Origin of the sequence: Agrilactobacillus fermenti (genome assembly GCF_047943045.1) — a bacterium.
GTDB lineage: Bacteria > Bacillota > Bacilli > Lactobacillales > Lactobacillaceae > Agrilactobacillus > Agrilactobacillus fermenti.
This window is the reverse complement of the sequence record NZ_CP181347.1, coordinates 1,003,763-1,018,842: the sequence shown is the minus strand read 5'-3', so window position 1 is coordinate 1,018,842 and position 15,080 is coordinate 1,003,763. Positions and strand designations below refer to the sequence as shown.

Annotated in this window: 9 protein-coding genes and 1 pseudogene; 5 read left to right on the top strand and 5 right to left on the bottom strand. The window is 40.7% G+C overall.

Annotation, left to right across the window (positions count from 1 at the left end):
• Nucleotides 1–47: 47 nt before the first annotated feature.
• Nucleotides 48–1,487 carry a glutamate synthase subunit beta gene (locus tag ACNAN0_RS04980; RefSeq protein ID WP_416354037.1) on the bottom strand — a complete coding sequence of 480 codons (1,440 nt, stop codon included), beginning with the start codon at nucleotides 1,485–1,487 and terminating at the stop codon, nucleotides 48–50.
• Nucleotides 1,488–1,503: 16 nt separating this feature from the next.
• Entirely contained in the window at nucleotides 1,504–5,979 is a 4,476-nt protein-coding gene (gene gltB / locus ACNAN0_RS04975; RefSeq protein WP_416354174.1) for a glutamate synthase large subunit, read from the bottom strand.
• 698 nt (nucleotides 5,980–6,677) lie between these two features.
• Between gltB and ACNAN0_RS04970 the strand changes: the two genes are divergently transcribed.
• Nucleotides 6,678–8,069 (top strand): amino acid permease, encoded by a 1,392-nt coding sequence (locus ACNAN0_RS04970; protein WP_416354036.1) that lies wholly within the window; start codon nucleotides 6,678–6,680, stop codon nucleotides 8,067–8,069.
• An 11-nt stretch (nucleotides 8,070–8,080) separates the two neighbouring features.
• Nucleotides 8,081–8,920 carry a histidinol-phosphatase HisJ gene (gene hisJ / locus ACNAN0_RS04965; RefSeq protein WP_416354035.1) on the top strand — a complete coding sequence of 280 codons (840 nt, stop codon included), beginning with the start codon at nucleotides 8,081–8,083 and terminating at the stop codon, nucleotides 8,918–8,920.
• A 101-nt stretch (nucleotides 8,921–9,021) separates the two neighbouring features.
• Here hisJ and rfbB read toward each other — a convergent pair whose 3' ends face one another.
• Nucleotides 9,022–9,993, bottom strand: a complete 972-nt coding sequence (gene rfbB / locus ACNAN0_RS04960) for a dTDP-glucose 4,6-dehydratase (RefSeq protein WP_416354034.1) — start codon at nucleotides 9,991–9,993, stop codon at nucleotides 9,022–9,024.
• Between the two features lie 262 nt (nucleotides 9,994–10,255).
• Here rfbB and ACNAN0_RS04955 point away from each other — a divergent pair, with 262 nt between their 5' ends.
• Nucleotides 10,256–10,453 (top strand): hypothetical protein, encoded by a 198-nt coding sequence (locus ACNAN0_RS04955; RefSeq protein WP_416354033.1) that lies wholly within the window; start codon nucleotides 10,256–10,258, stop codon nucleotides 10,451–10,453.
• A gap of 110 nt (nucleotides 10,454–10,563) precedes the next feature.
• Here ACNAN0_RS04955 and ACNAN0_RS04950 read toward each other — a convergent pair.
• Nucleotides 10,564–10,713, bottom strand: a pseudogene (locus ACNAN0_RS04950) (LasU family protein); the annotation flags it as partial.
• Nucleotides 10,714–11,148: 435 nt separating this feature from the next.
• The gene (locus tag ACNAN0_RS04945) at nucleotides 11,149–12,543 is read right to left on the bottom strand and encodes an FAD-binding oxidoreductase (RefSeq protein ID WP_416354032.1); all 1,395 of its coding nucleotides are present in this window, start codon (nucleotides 12,541–12,543) and stop codon (nucleotides 11,149–11,151) included.
• Between the two features lie 243 nt (nucleotides 12,544–12,786).
• On the opposite strand from ACNAN0_RS04945, the gene argC reads away from it, so the two are divergent.
• Both argC and argJ read left to right on the top strand, forming a co-directional pair.
• The gene (argC, locus tag ACNAN0_RS04940; RefSeq protein WP_416354031.1) at nucleotides 12,787–13,827 is read left to right on the top strand and encodes an N-acetyl-gamma-glutamyl-phosphate reductase; all 1,041 of its coding nucleotides are present in this window, start codon (nucleotides 12,787–12,789) and stop codon (nucleotides 13,825–13,827) included.
• Nucleotides 13,828–13,839: 12 nt separating this feature from the next.
• On the top strand, nucleotides 13,840–15,054 hold the full coding sequence (gene argJ, locus ACNAN0_RS04935) for a bifunctional glutamate N-acetyltransferase/amino-acid acetyltransferase ArgJ (protein WP_416354030.1): 1,215 nt from the start codon (nucleotides 13,840–13,842) through the stop codon (nucleotides 15,052–15,054).
• Nucleotides 15,055–15,080 lie beyond the last annotated feature (26 nt).

Sequence of the window (15,080 nt, the reverse complement as noted above, 5' to 3'; positions counted from 1 at the left end):
GGGTGTTTATTTTAAATGTAATGTCAAATAATATACACAGATTACTGTCAAACCATTTGCCGTTGTTCTACACGGGCCAAGGTATCAGCAACAGTTTGTCCGCAAAGCCGACCTTCACGAATGGCCCAAATGACCAGTGACGGCCCCCGGCGGGCATCACCCGCAACATAAATTTGTGCATCATTTGTCCGATATTTATCATAAACTGTTTCGACGCCTAAAGACTCTAATACATTTTTTTGCGGCCCGGTAAAACCCATTGCTAAAAGTACTAAATCACAAGGTACTTCTACAGCTGTGCCTGGAATTGGCTTAAAGTTTTTCACTTGTGAAATTGTGACACTCACCAATTTACCATCCTTAGTTTGAAACCCAGTAATTGTTTTTTCATACTCAGAAATGGTATGCCCATTAATTGCTTCTGCTTCCGCCTGCCCATAGCCAACGCGTTTGGTCATCGGGTATTCGGGCCAAGGATTACCATCAGGCCGTTGTGTTGGCGGCTCTGGTGTAATCTCCAGTTGTTTAATATTCGTAGCACCTAGACGAATCGCAGTTGCAATACAATCATTTCCTGTATCGCCACCGCCAACGACGACAACTTTTTTACCAGCTAGTCTCTGACCAGCTTTGACACCGTTGTTTTCCAAAGACTTAGTTGCTTGCGTTAAGAAATCCACCGCAAATTTAACTTCATTTATCTGGTCATGATCTAAGGCCATATCTCTTGGTGTGCCGGCACCAATGCAGACGATAATCTTATCAAAGTTAGCTTTTAACTCAGCCTTAGTGATATCAACACCGACTTCAGTATTTACTTTAAAGTTGATACCGACTGCCTTCATTACTGCGATTCGACGTGCCACAATTGCTTTTGGCAATTTCATGTTTGGAATGCCATACATACACAAGCCACCAGGTTTATCCGACTTTTCAAAAACAGTCACATTAAAGCCGAGCTGGTTTAAACGCCATGCTGCTGCCAAACCAGAAGGCCCACTGCCAACAACAGCCACTTTAAAATGATTGCGGACAGCAGGCATGCCTTGATCTTTAACCCAATTATGTTTAAAAGCCGTTTCAATAATAAAGTGTTCATTATTACGGATCGTAATCCCCTTACCATGTAAAGCTTCATTACAACTTAGCTCGCATGGTGCCGGGCAGACTAGTCCGGTAAAATCAGGCAAAGGATTTGTCAACGTTAACCGTTGAAAAGCCATTTTATCTCGTTGTTCATAAATTAAATTCTGCCATTCTGGGATTAAATTGTCATTAGGACAACCGCCAACGGCACGACCACCACCATAGAAAATCCCATGATGACAATGGGGTACCCCACAGTTCATACAGCGTGCTGCCTGCTCACGCCGCGTTTTTTCGTCTAATTCGACTTCTAATTCATTAAAATCTTTAATGCGGTCCTTAATTGGTCGATAAGGATTATCTTGACGATCATATTTCATAAAACCAAACGGATCTGACATGGCATTTCCTCCTTACTTACTTTTGATTTGTTGCAATCTCAAAGGCTTCTTCTAAAATGGCATCCTGACTTTCGTTTTGTTTCGTTTCATCGTTGGCCAAATTAGCTAAAATATCATTGATCCGATGGAAGTCCTTAGGATAAACTTTAACAAAATCAGCAATCATATAAGTAAAGGCATCTAAAATTTCTTGTGCTTTGGCGGAATGCGTATATTCTAAGTGCTTCTCCAACATGTCTTTTACCTTTGCTTGATCAGCTGTATCTAACGGTAATAGGTCGACCATGTCCAAATTCACATGTTGTTTAAAAGTCTGATCAGGGTCATAAACGTAGGCAATGCCACCAGACATACCTGCACCAAAATTAGCTCCGGTTGTTCCAAGGATTAGGGCATGCCCACCAGTCATATATTCACAGCCGTGATCGCCGATACCTTCAGCAACAACATCAGCACCAGAATTACGGACACAGAAACGTTCGCCAGCCCGACCGTTGAAATAAGCTTCACCACTGGTAGCACCAAAACAAGCGACGTTACCAACGATTGGACTGTTACTGTAAACATCAGCTGCGGTTGTAGGTGCCTGTACGATCAACCGGCCGCCACTTAACCCCTTGCCAACATAGTCATTAGCTTCACCAACTAATTTAAGTTCTAGGCCCTGGGTAATAAAAGCACCAAAACTCTGACCGGCAACGCCTGTAAAGTGATACTTGATTTTTCCGGGTTTAACTGTCTGATTGCCAAAATGTTGGGCAATCCAACCACCCATACGTGTTCCAACTGCTCTTTGAACGTTATTGATTGGTAGATTAACGACAGTATCATCAATTTGTTGCATGGCTTGTTCGGCAAATTGGTCTAATTCTTGCCAATGGTATTTCTCAGCAAACGGATCTTTTTGTTTGCGTTTGATACCAAGTGATTGGCCTAAAATACGATCAAAATTCAAGAACTTTGCCTTACCAGTTGGAATAAACCGAGGCTGTAAATGCTCCGTATGCCCAACCATTTCATCAATTGTCCGATAACCAAGTTTGGCCATAATTTCCCGTAAATTTTCGGCTAGGAAATACATCATATGCTTAATATCTTCTGGTCGGCCGACAAAGTTTTGACGCAATTTAGGGTTTTGGGTTGCAATACCGGTTGGACAAGTATTTAAGCTGCAAACCCGCATCATAATACAACCAATCGCACAAAGCGTTAAAGAAGCAAAGCTAAATTCTTCAGCACCAAGTAAAATCGCTACGGCAATATCACGACCAGTCATCAATTTGCCATCCGTCTCTAAAGTCGCCCGCTGACGTAAATGATTCAATGATAAGGTTTGATGCGCATCTGCTAAACCCATCTCCCAAGGCAAACCGGCATCACGGACAGATGTTCTTGGTGCAGCACCAGTGCCGCCATCGTAACCGGAAATGACAATTTTATCAGCGCCAGCTTTAACCACACCAGCGGCAATTGTACCAACGCCAGTACTGGCAACTAACTTAACCGTAATTTTAGCATAGGGATTGATTTGTTTAAGGTCATAGATCAGCTGTTTAAGATCTTCGATGGAGTAAATATCATGATGTGGTGGTGGTGAAATCAACCGTACACCTGGTGTGGCCCCACGACATTCAGCAACCCACGGGTAATTTTTACTGGCTGCTAATTGGCCCCCTTCACCCGGCTTTGCCCCTTGTGCCATCTTGATTTGAATTTCTTCCGCACTCATAAGGTACTCGGCATTGACACCAAATCGTGCCGAAGCAACTTGTTTGATTTTACTATTAAGATTGCGGCCATCTGCTTTTAATTTGAACCGATTCCGATTTTCGCCACCTTCACCACAATTACTCTTACCACCAATTTCGTTCATGGCTTGAGCAATCGTTTCATGAGCTTCTTCAGAAATGGCGCCATAACTCATCGCTCCAGACTTAAAACGCTTCACGATTTCTGAAACTGGTTCGACCTCTGCAAGCGCCACTGGTGTTTCACTAGGCTTCAAATGCCAAACTGAACGTAATGTTGTCGGTGTTTTAAGGGCTTCAGCATCCATCTCAGCTGTGTATTCTTTAAATAACTTGTAGTTTCCTGTTCGCACAGCATCTTGAAATTTAAATAGTGAAATTGGATTGAATAAGTGATGTTCTCCCGTGGTCCGATATTTGAAACTGCCACCAGAAGCAAGTGGGTCCTTTTGATCGGGGCCATACGCCTTTTCATAACGCTGATAGTATTCTTGTTCAATCGTCATTAGATCGATACCTTCGATACGGCTTGGGGTCCCAGGAAAATAAGTATTGACAACTTTTGAAGATAACCCAATGGCTTCAAACAATTGAGCGCCTTGATAGCCATTTATGGTAGAAATCCCCATGCGACTCATAATTTTAATGATGCCTTTGACACATCCCTTGATGTATTTAGGAATTGCGGCAGCCATCTCGTAATATCTTAAAGTTTCATAGGCACCGTAAGGATAAATTGCTGAAGCACCATAACCAAGCAAAGTCGCATAATGATGAATCTCGCAAGGTTCTGCACTGGCTACAATGATTGAAGCCAAACCACGCTTACCTTTTTCTACCAAATAATGATTTAAGCCCGCGGTGGCCAGTAATGTGGGAATGACCAATTGCGATTCATCAATGCCCTGATCAGATAAAATTAACAAAGCCGCGCCATGATCAATTTCATATTCGGCTTGGCGAAACATATCGTCTAAAGCATGTTCCAAACTATGTGTTGTCGGTTCCTGACTGGCATAGCCCAAACTGACTGTTGCCGCTTTAAAATCTTCTTTAGTAATATGCGTCAATTTTGCAAATTGATCATCATCTAGAATTGGCTCAGCCAATTTAATTTTGCGGGCATTCTCTGGAATATTACGGGTAATATCTTTATCCTGACCCAAAAACATTTCTGTACCAATAAAGTAATCTTCTCGAATAGCATCAATTGGTGGATTCGTCACTTGTGCAAATTGTTGCTTGAAATAAGTAAATAATGATTGCGGGCGTTTGCTTAAAACTGCCAATGGTGAATCAAACCCCATTGAGATAATTGGCTCTTCACCCTTAGTAGCCATTGGGATGATCGCATCTTGAATGATATCTTCCGTGTAACCATTCCGGCGCCACATCGTTTGAACAGCCGTCTTACTCATGGGTTTTAGCTGTGTTGCTATGGGTAGTTGCTGCAAATCGATCTGATTGTCTTTGAGCCATTGTTCAAATGGATACTGATTGGCATACTTAGCTTTAATTGCTTGCGTGTCTAAAAAAGTGCCCGTATTGGTATCCACCAAAATCATTTCAGCCGGACCAAGAATACCCTTTTTGACCACATCTTCAGGCTTGATATCTACAACACCAGATTCAGAAGCAACCACAAATAGACCGCTCTTAGTCATCAAATAACGAGAAGGTCGCAACCCGTTACGATCTAAGGCAGCACCAACTTGGACACCGTCAGTGAAACAAAGTGCAGCTGGCCCATCCCAAGGTGACATAAAACTTTCATTGTATTCATCAAAGGCCCGTTGCTTTGGGTCCATTGTTTTAGCTTTAGACCAAGCTTCAGGCACCATCATCAATAAAGCTTCAGGAATATCTCGACCATGATGATAAAGGTATTCCATGCAATTCTCTAATTTGGCAGAATCAGAGTTCTCTTCATTATAGATTTCAATATTATGCGCAGTCATCCAATTTTCAGCACCCTTGAGGGTATTGATTTCACCATTATGAGCTAAATAACGATAAGGCTGGGCTCGATCCCAACTTGGAAAAGTATTAGTGGAAAATCGTGAATGCACTAAGCAAATGGCAGAAGTCATAGTTTCATCGTGCAAATCAGGATAGAAAAGACCAACCTGATAAGCATGCAGCATACCTTTGTAAACGATCGTTCGACTAGACAAAGAAGCAATACTTAGTTCAGTCGCAGCTGAAAAATTTTTTTCTAAATGACGGCGGAGTTCATATAAACTGTCCTCAAACTGTCGTCCTCGAGCCACGTCATTCGGTCGAGCAATGAAAAATTGAACAAAACTTGGCATTGTCTGCTGTGCTGTCGGACCACAAGCATCATAAACGAATGGGACCAAGCGATGTCCTAAAACATGAAAACCTCTATTTTCAATTTCTTCAGTTGCTGAGGCAATGACGGCATCGCGCTCAGTTGTTGGTTTAGGCATAAAAAACTGGCCAACCGCATAATCACCCAGCGATGGTAAATCTATTGTTAACGTTTGTGCTTCTTTTCTAAAAAATTCATCGGGAACTTGAAGTAAGATACCGGCACCATCGCCAGTATCAGGCTCAGCACCTGTACCGCCACGATGATTCATACGATGCAGCATAGTTAAAGCTTTTTCAATCAGATCATGGCTTTTTTGACCATCCATCTGTGTGATAAAGCCCATACCACAAGCATCGTGCTCGTAGCGTGGATCATATAGTAACTGATCACTTTCATGCATAATGTTCACCCACTTTAAATTATGATTAAAGATAATAATACTCATTATTTTTTAATTATTCAATCCTTTTTCTAATTTTTAAGGCTGTTTATTTAAACTATTAGGGAATTCCCTATGGCGAATGAGCTAAAAGGCAGTCAGTGGCCGAGCACTAACAAAAATCACGATAAATGGTGGGATTTTCCATTTGAGTGATTCGTCTTTAGGTGAGGAAATTCCTTTTTAGCATACGTTTAAGTAATGAATATTCTTAATTAACAAGTGGCTGAAAACAAAAACGTTAGTTTTGTCTCAGCCACTTTCCACTATTTTTAGCTGTGTATGTGCCAATTCAACTGAATTGTCAATTGAAACCATGTATGAACCATTAAATCTAGCAACACCAAACTAAGATAACTCATCATTTTTTAATTTTACTAGTTGACTTTTTTGTCTGGATGTTTTAAAGTGAAAGTCATCTAATTTCATGGCAGAGAGCCGACGTTTGCTGAAAGTCGGTATGGTTTATGGCGTTTCATTTTAGGTTGGTTACCTTTAGCAACTATCAAAGATACGATCACTTTCGTAAAACTTGGGTGGAACCGCGAATTACTATTCGCCCCTAGTACATCAGGAATGTACTAGGGGCTTTTTTTCGTTCATTATTGGCCGTTTGCCGTATAAATCACTTGTCATGTATTAGAAATTAAACCTTAGGAGCAAACAATATGTCTCAAAAACAAGCATCCGTTCGACCTACCTTGTCCCGTTCCTTGCAAAGCCGCCATATTCAGATGATTGCTATTGGTGGTGCGATTGGTACTGGTTTGTTCTTGGGCTCTGGTAGTGCCATCCATACTTCTGGACCCTCAATCATCCTTTCTTATTTGATTGTGGGCATCTTTTGTTTCTTTATGATGCGTGCTATTGGTGAATTACTGCTATCTGATACTGACAAACATTCATTTCTTGATTTTGTAAAAACCTATTTAGGGGATCGCTTTGAATTTGTTACCGGTTGGACTTACTGGTTCTGTTGGATCAGTTTAGCCATGGCTGACTTGACAGCAACTGGCATTTACATTAAATATTGGTTGCCAAATTTGCCTCAATGGGTGGCTCCTTTAGTCATCTTACTATTCTTGTTTGCAGCCAATATGGTCAATGTCCGGTTATTTGGGGAAATGGAATCTTGGTTTTCTTTGATTAAAGTTATCGCGATTATTTTACTGGTGGCCGTCGGTTTTATCCTAGCTATTTGCCACGTCCGGGTCAGTGGTGCCCCTGCTAGTTTCAGTAATTTAGTTAATCATGGTGGTATTTTCCCCAAAGGCAGCTATGGCTTTCTCATGTCTTTTCAAATGGTTGTTTTTGCCTTTGTTGGGATTGAGATGGTGGGTTTAACTGCTGGCGAAACAGACAATCCTGCCGAAAATTTGCCTAAAGCCATCAATAGTTTGCCAATTCGAATTGGTTTATTCTATGTTGGTTCAATGATTGCTATCATGAGCGTCTATCCTTGGCATAAGATCACAACTTCTGCCAGCCCCTTTGTCCAAGTCTTTGCCGGTATTGGTGTGCCTGGTGCCGCCGCAATTTTGAACTTTGTTGTTCTAACAGCAGCAATGTCCGCTACCAATAGTTGTTTGTTTAGTACGAGCCGCACCTTACACGCATTAGGACAAGGCGGGAACGCTTCATCAAAATTTACCCAACTCGGTAAAAATGGCGTGCCAAACTTTTCTTTAAATGTTTCGACGTTGATCCTGTTAGTGATCGTTGTTTTGAACTACCTGATGCCTGCCAGTATCTTTACATTAATCTCCAGTGTCTCAACCATTAATTTTGTTTTAGTGTGGCTCATTCTACTCTGGTGCCATTTGAAATATCGACAAAAAAATCCTAAAGGCGTCGCTAACTTTACCATGCCCCTTTATCCATTTAGTGATTATTTAAGTCTGCTATTCTTTATTGGAATATTAGTCTTTCTACTATTCAATCCTGACACACGCCTTGCGATGAGTATTTCAATTATTGTATTTTTATTGATGTTCGTGATTTACCAAATCATTTATCGTAAAGCTGATGCTCAAACTGTCAAAAATAAACCGTTAGAATAGGGGGTGTTCAAATGGTACCTAACCAAGATGGTTACACACATACTGAGTTTTGCCAACATGGTAGTGGCGATGACGTCGAACTGATGATTCGAAAGGCTATCAAACTCGGTTTTAAGTCTTACTCTGTGACGGAACACGCGCCGTTGCCACCTGCTTTTCGTGCAGAACTGGGTGGGGCGCTAGATACTTTTGATACTGGGGCGATGGCTTTAACCGATGTCCCTGCCTATTTACAAAAAATACACAGCTTACAACATAAATACCGGCACGATTTAAAGATCAACTTGGGTTTTGAATTTGATTTTTTGCCGACTCATATCGACTGGACCCGTGATTTTCTTGAAGAATATGGTGCCGAACTAAATGATGGTATCTTATCGGTTCATTTCATGAAGGGTACAAATGCCAAATTTTATGGTGTTGATTACACCCCTACTGAATTTCAAGCCGGTTTTCGGCAAGAAACAGCCGATGCGCAATCAATTTACGGTCACTATTTAGATGCTTTACAACAGGCTGTTACGACAGACTTAGGTCCCCACGCACCTAAACGTCTTGGACACATGACCTTAATCAAAAAATTTCAAGATTATTTTCAGATGCCATTGGTTTTTGATGAGCATAATATGCGCAAAGTTCGCGTGCTCTTCAACCAGTTGAAACGTACGAATTGGGCTTTAGATTTCAATGTATCTGGTCTATATAAACCTTGGTGTAATGAAGTATATCCTTATCCCGAATTAATTAAACTAGCTCAATCCTTTGGTATTCCGCTAATCTATGGCTCTGACGCCCACTCTATTGCTGAAGTTGGCCATGGCCATCATTTGATCGATTTTTTAAATGCATAATTTAACCTTAACTGTATTCCAAAAAGCAATAACTTTATCTAATTAGCAGATAACCACCAATTACAGGATTATCTGACACAATTCATCAATGCTTGAAATAGTTACGCTTTTGCAAAATATTGCCACCATTCTGAATGATTCTGATACCAAGCAATCGTTTGCTTTAAACCTTGCTTGAAATCAACTCGTGGTCGCCAACCTAATTCATGCTCAATTTTAGTTGGATCCATGGCATAGCGCTGGTCATGCCCTGGCCGATCAGCCACGTATTTAATTAAGTTTAAATTCAAGCCGAGTTCACGTATAATGAGCTCGGCTATTTTTTGGTTTGTTAATTCATGATGACTGCCAATATTATAAGTTTCACCGATCTTTCCTCGTGTCAAAACCAAATAAAGTGCCCGACAATGATCTTGAACATGGATCCAATCGCGCACATTAATCCCATTACCATAAAGTGGCAGCGGTTGCTTTGTCAGAGCATGCGTTACAAATTTAGGAATCAGCTTTTCTGGATGTTGATAAGGGCCGTAATTATTGGAACAACGCGTAATGTTCGTTGGTAACTGGTAAGTACGATGATAGGCCTGCACTAATAAATCGGCAGCTGCTTTAGCAGCAGAATAGGGGCTATGCGGTTGGAGTGGACTACTTTCTGTAAATTGTCCCGTTTCACCTAGTTCACCATAAACTTCATCTGTAGAAACTTGCAAAAAACGATTGACCTTCATTTTTAGGGCAACATCTAACAAATGCTGCGTCCCTAAAACGTTTGTTTGCACAAAAATATCAGGATCCGTAATACTGCGATCCACATGGGATTCCGCGGCAAAATTTATGATAGCCTCCAACTTATACTGCTGCATCACATATGTGACCAACGCTGTGTTCAAGATATCGCCTTGAACAAAACGATAATTCGCTTGACTAGCCACGTCAGCCAGTGAATTAGGGTTAGCGGCATAAGTTATTTTATCCAAATTGACGATAAAATTATCAGGGTGTCTCTGTAAAAGGCAATGAATAAAGTTACTGCCAATAAAACCAGAGCCACCTGTTACCAGTAGACGCATCTTAATCACCTTCCTATGTTACGTTTATTTTACCCATTTATTGAATAGCGATACAAGCCGAAATCAAGCTGAACAAACGTGAACAAAACTAATTTATTTTATGACCAAAACATGAAATTTTTTGTAACACACTTGCCATATTTTTAATAAATTGGTAATCTAAGAAACGTATTTTACTTATCTTTCTGATCTACATACTCAGGTTTTCATTGATTAATGTTGGCTTAAGCACCTTTGACTTGCAAAACAAGGAGGGGTTATCGTGCGGCGCCGTCAAAAACAATCGGATTCATTGGATACCGTCATTATTGCACTCGGCTTTTTACTAATCTGGTTATTTCTCAGTACCAATCTTATTCGAATTACAATTTTTATTATTTTAGGCTTAATTTTAATGTATTACCTGGTTAAATTTGTCGTCCAATTTGTGCAGTTAGAAACCAAAAATAAAAGTGACTAACAAAAAGTGGCACACGTTTTAACCAAAATTATCCGTAATTAAAAAGTGGCTAAAAACAAAATTTATACTTTGTTTTTAGCCTTTTTCTGTGCTTAATTTAAGTCTAAATTTTAATTATGATTCATCATATAAATCGAACCAAGCAACACCAACACAAGGATTGTAGACATATAGCCGAGAAAAATTTTTTTATTCTTAGCTAGTGGCTTCTCATTGTGATAACCATAAACCAAACTTGAAACCGCGACAGTGAAAAATGTATATAAGCCTAAAAAACGACACTAAATACGACCAAATTTATTTGTGTTGCAGTCGCTAGCCCTGGTGCTAGCCACGCATAAAATAACAGGCCAATCACTAGTACAGTTGGTATCACAGCAATAATTCTCTTCATATTCTCCTGCACCCCCATTTAGCGGCAGGTTATTGCTTTACAACAACTTGTTTCAATTCCAATGTTAACCCATTACTTCAACAAATGAAACGATTTCATCCATAAAAAATAGTGGCTGGACAAAACTAACGTTTTGTTGTCAGCCACCTGTTAATTATGAATATTCATTGCTTAAACGTGTTCCAAAAGGCAATGGCCTCACCTAACGACGAATCACTCAAATGGAAAAGCTTACCATTTATCGTGATTCTTGTTAGTGCTCGGCCACTGACCGCCTTTTGTCGCACTCTCACGTGGTTACTTAATTGATTTTCCGTTTGGGATTCAAAATACCGAGTGGATCAAACAAATTTTTAATTTGGTGCTGAATCTCGTCTACATCAAAACCGAGCTCTTCATTTGTCCATTGATTTTTAGACATGCCCACTGCATGTTCACCAGATATCGTGCCGCCCAACGCTAGAGCCTTGCGAAACATACGTCGAGTTGCTTCGATCACAGCTGCCGGCGGCTCTTCTTGGCCTTGCCAGATCAAACTTGGATGGACGTTACCATCGCCAGCGTGGCCAGCAGTATAAACATCTACATTCAATTCTTGGGCTACTTCTTGAACGTAATCCATCATTTCAGGCAATTTAGAGAGCGGCACAGCCATGTCTTCCATAATATGATTGCCATTTGCAAAAACAGCTGGCAGCATATCCTGCCGTAATTTCATTAGTCGGGCTGACTCAACGGGATCACTTGTCACACTGATGTTTTCTGCCTGATGTTCATTTAAGATTTTTTCGGCAATCGCCAAACTTTCCTGTCCACCAGCATCTAATCTAAAGATCAACATAGATGACGTTTCTCTTTTAGCATAGCTGGTCCCCTCGTATTTATCTAGCGCCTTGACAGTTTTCCCGTCCAAAGCTTCTAACATTACGGGATAAATACCAGAGATACGCAAGTCCTTGACCGCCTTAGCCAATTCTGTCATATTTTCGAAGAAAGCAACCCCCATCACGGAAGTCCCAACTGGGATCGGATTTAATTTCACAGTAATCTCAGATACAATTCCAAGCGTGCCTTCTGAACCGATAAATAAATGGGTCAAATCGTAGCCATATGCCTGCTTAAAAGTACGCCCGCCAATTTTTATTTCGCGTCCATCAGCTAGCACAACTTTCAAACCTAGGATGGCATCTTTGGTAACCCCATACTTCACGCTGCTCATACCACCAGCATTGGTTGCCACATTACCGCCAACTGTTGAAATTGGCTTGGAACCAGGATCTGGGGCGTAAAACATACCTTGGGCCCGCGCGACTTGATCCAGATCCCCATTAATGACGCCGGGTTCCACGACGGCCAATGAATCATCTTTGCTGATTTCTTTAATTCGATTCATCTTGATCAATGAAAGAATAATAGCACCATCAATACCGTCCGCACCAATCACAGTACTCGTATCGCCCGTTTGAGGTACGACAGGAATGTGATATTTGCGGGCAGTTTTTAAGGTACCTTGAATGTCAGCTACGTCAGTTACAGCCACATATGCCAAAATTTGACCATTTATTTTGTCTTGGGCACGACCATTAGCCGAATATTTTAAAGCAACCTCATCAGCCACGTGAATCTCGGCATGGGGTGCCTGCTGTTTTAAATAATCCAAAATTTCATCTTTGCTATAAGCTGGAAAAATTGCCATAAATATAGACCTTCCTTTCACATTTCAACTTATGCTACCTAAGTTAATGGATTTTGATTATTTTAGCAAGCGTTTACACTCAAAATAATAGAAATCATTTGAAAACGAAATATGCACTATTTATACCATATTTACCAAAAATATGTATATTTTTGCAATTTAAACTTGATTTTAGAATTTAATTGCAGTAAGGTTAAAAACAACTTATAAATATTCACATTTAAACGCTAAGAAGGTATGTATATGCAAGTTGCAATTATCGGTGTCACTGGTTATGCCGGCAAAATACTCTATCAACTGTTAAGTCATCATCCATACGTCTCTAATATCAATCTATATGGCCATGAGGATGGTACGCCCCACCAATATCTTTTAGACCCATCAATCCAAGAATATGTGTCAATTCAGCCTTTTGATGCTGCAACGATCATGGCAAATAATGATGTCCTGTTCTTCGCTACACCTGCTGGTGTGAGTACCAAATTAGCTAACCCTTTTATTGAACATGACTTTCCGGTGATCGATCTTTCAGGTGATTATCGTTTACAAGATATAAATCAATTTGAAAAATGGTATCAAAAACCCGCTCCCAGCCCTGAGGCATTGCTGAAAACAAATTATAATCTGCCAGAATTCGATACCCCAGAACAGACATATATTGCCAACCCCGGTTGTTACGCAACCGCAACACTGCTTGGCCTTGCACCATTGGTTCAAAATCATTTGCTTGATAATGAAACCATCATTGTAGACGCCAAATCCGGTGTCACAGGAGCTGGTAAACAGCCTAAGTCAAGTAATCAATACGTTCATGCCAATGAAAATCTAAGCCTTTACAAGATTAATCAGCATCAGCACATTCCTGAAATTATCCAAGAATTACAAACTTGGGATCCCAATTTAGCCCATATTCAATTTAGTACGACCTTGTTGCCAGTAGACCGTGGCATTTTAGCCACGATCTATGTGAAGCCAACAGCTGCTTTTCAAAAACTACTGGCAAACAATGCAGATACGTTAAAAACTATCTATCAACGTGTTTATCAAACCAAGCCCTTTGTCAATGTCTATCCCCCTGATCAAATGCCGGATTTAAAAACGGTGGTCGGCACTAATAATTGCCTTATTGGGTTAACCTATAATCCCATTACCAACGTGATCATGATTGTCAGCGTCATTGATAATTTGCTTAAAGGCGCAGCTGGTGCAGCCGTGCAAAACTTTAACCAGCTATTTAACTTTTCTGAAACTAGTGGTTTGCCTATGACAAACTATAACTTATAGGAGGTCGTTAAAATGCAAGTTCTCGAGGATTTATCCCAACCTTATCAAATAATTGATTTTACTTGGCCAATTGGTTTTTACAGTGATGGTATCCATGCTGGTTTACGCAAGCACAAGCTTGATCTTGGGTGGCTGTACTCCAAAGTACCGGCTCAGGCTGCCGGTGTATATACCACAAACCAATTCAAGGCTGCCCCAACACTGACCACCGCACACTTGATTAAAACCAACCATCAGCTTCAAGCGATGGTCATGAACAGCGCCATTGCTAATTCCTGTACAGGTGCTTTGGGTTTGAAAAACGCGCAATTGACTCAAGAAATTGCAGCGGCACAATTAGCAATTGATCCAGATCTTGTTGGTATTGCATCCACTGGCTTAATTGGTGAACAATTGCCAATGGCTAAGTTAACAGCTGGTATCCACAAACTGGCGTTAACCAAAAACGACGCCCTCACTTCTGCAGTTTTAACGACTGATACTCACAGCAAAACCATCAGTGTTCAATTACAGTTGTCTGGCGAGATCGTTACTATTAGTGGTTTTTGTAAGGGCTCTGGCATGATTCACCCGAATATGTGCACGATGTTGGGGTTTATTACTACTGATGCAAATATTCAAGCCGAGACTTTACAGCAACTGCTCAGTACGGAAACAGAAACTACTTTTAACCAAATCACAGTCGACGGTGATACATCTACCAATGACATGGTTGTGGCGCTAGCTAACGGTTTGGCAGCAAACCAATTAATTGAACCGGCCACAGAGAATTATGAAAAATTTGCGGCAGCATTCCATGAAATCATGGTCTATCTAGCCAAAGCCATCGCCCAAGATGGTGAAGGCGCAAGTAAATTAGTTGAAGTAACTGTCGAGCATGCGGCCAATGAAGCTGATGCTAAAAAAGTAGCCAAAGCTATCGTTGGCTCAAATCTGGTAAAAGCGGCAATTTTTGGTCAAGATCCAAATTGGGGCCGCCTGGTAGCGGCCATTGGTCAAACAGACGCCAAATTAGATATTGCCCATTTGAATCTAAGTCTGAATGGCATACCTTTAGTTGAACAAAGTCAAGCCAGTAACAGTGATCCAAAAATTTTAGCCCATAGTATGACCCAGCATCAAATCAATATTGTCGTTAATCTAAATGTCGGCAATGCTCGCGGCCAAGCCTGGGGTTGTGATCTCACGTATCAATATGTCAAAATCAATGCTAATTACCATACCTAAAACGAATATTAGCAAACGAATGCTGC

Coding starts and splice junctions, on each gene's coding strand:
- ACNAN0_RS04980 (WP_416354037.1), bottom strand. CDS start 1,487: ATGTCAGATCCGTTTGGTTTTATGAAATATGATCGTCAAGATAATCCT.
- ACNAN0_RS04970 (WP_416354036.1), top strand. CDS start 6,678: ATGTCTCAAAAACAAGCATCCGTTCGACCTACCTTGTCCCGTTCCTTG.
- hisJ (WP_416354035.1), top strand. CDS start 8,081: ATGGTACCTAACCAAGATGGTTACACACATACTGAGTTTTGCCAACAT.
- rfbB (WP_416354034.1), bottom strand. CDS start 9,993: ATGCGTCTACTGGTAACAGGTGGCTCTGGTTTTATTGGCAGTAACTTT.
- ACNAN0_RS04945 (WP_416354032.1), bottom strand. CDS start 12,543: ATGGCAATTTTTCCAGCTTATAGCAAAGATGAAATTTTGGATTATTTA.
- argC (WP_416354031.1), top strand. CDS start 12,787: ATGCAAGTTGCAATTATCGGTGTCACTGGTTATGCCGGCAAAATACTC.
- argJ (WP_416354030.1), top strand. CDS start 13,840: ATGCAAGTTCTCGAGGATTTATCCCAACCTTATCAAATAATTGATTTT.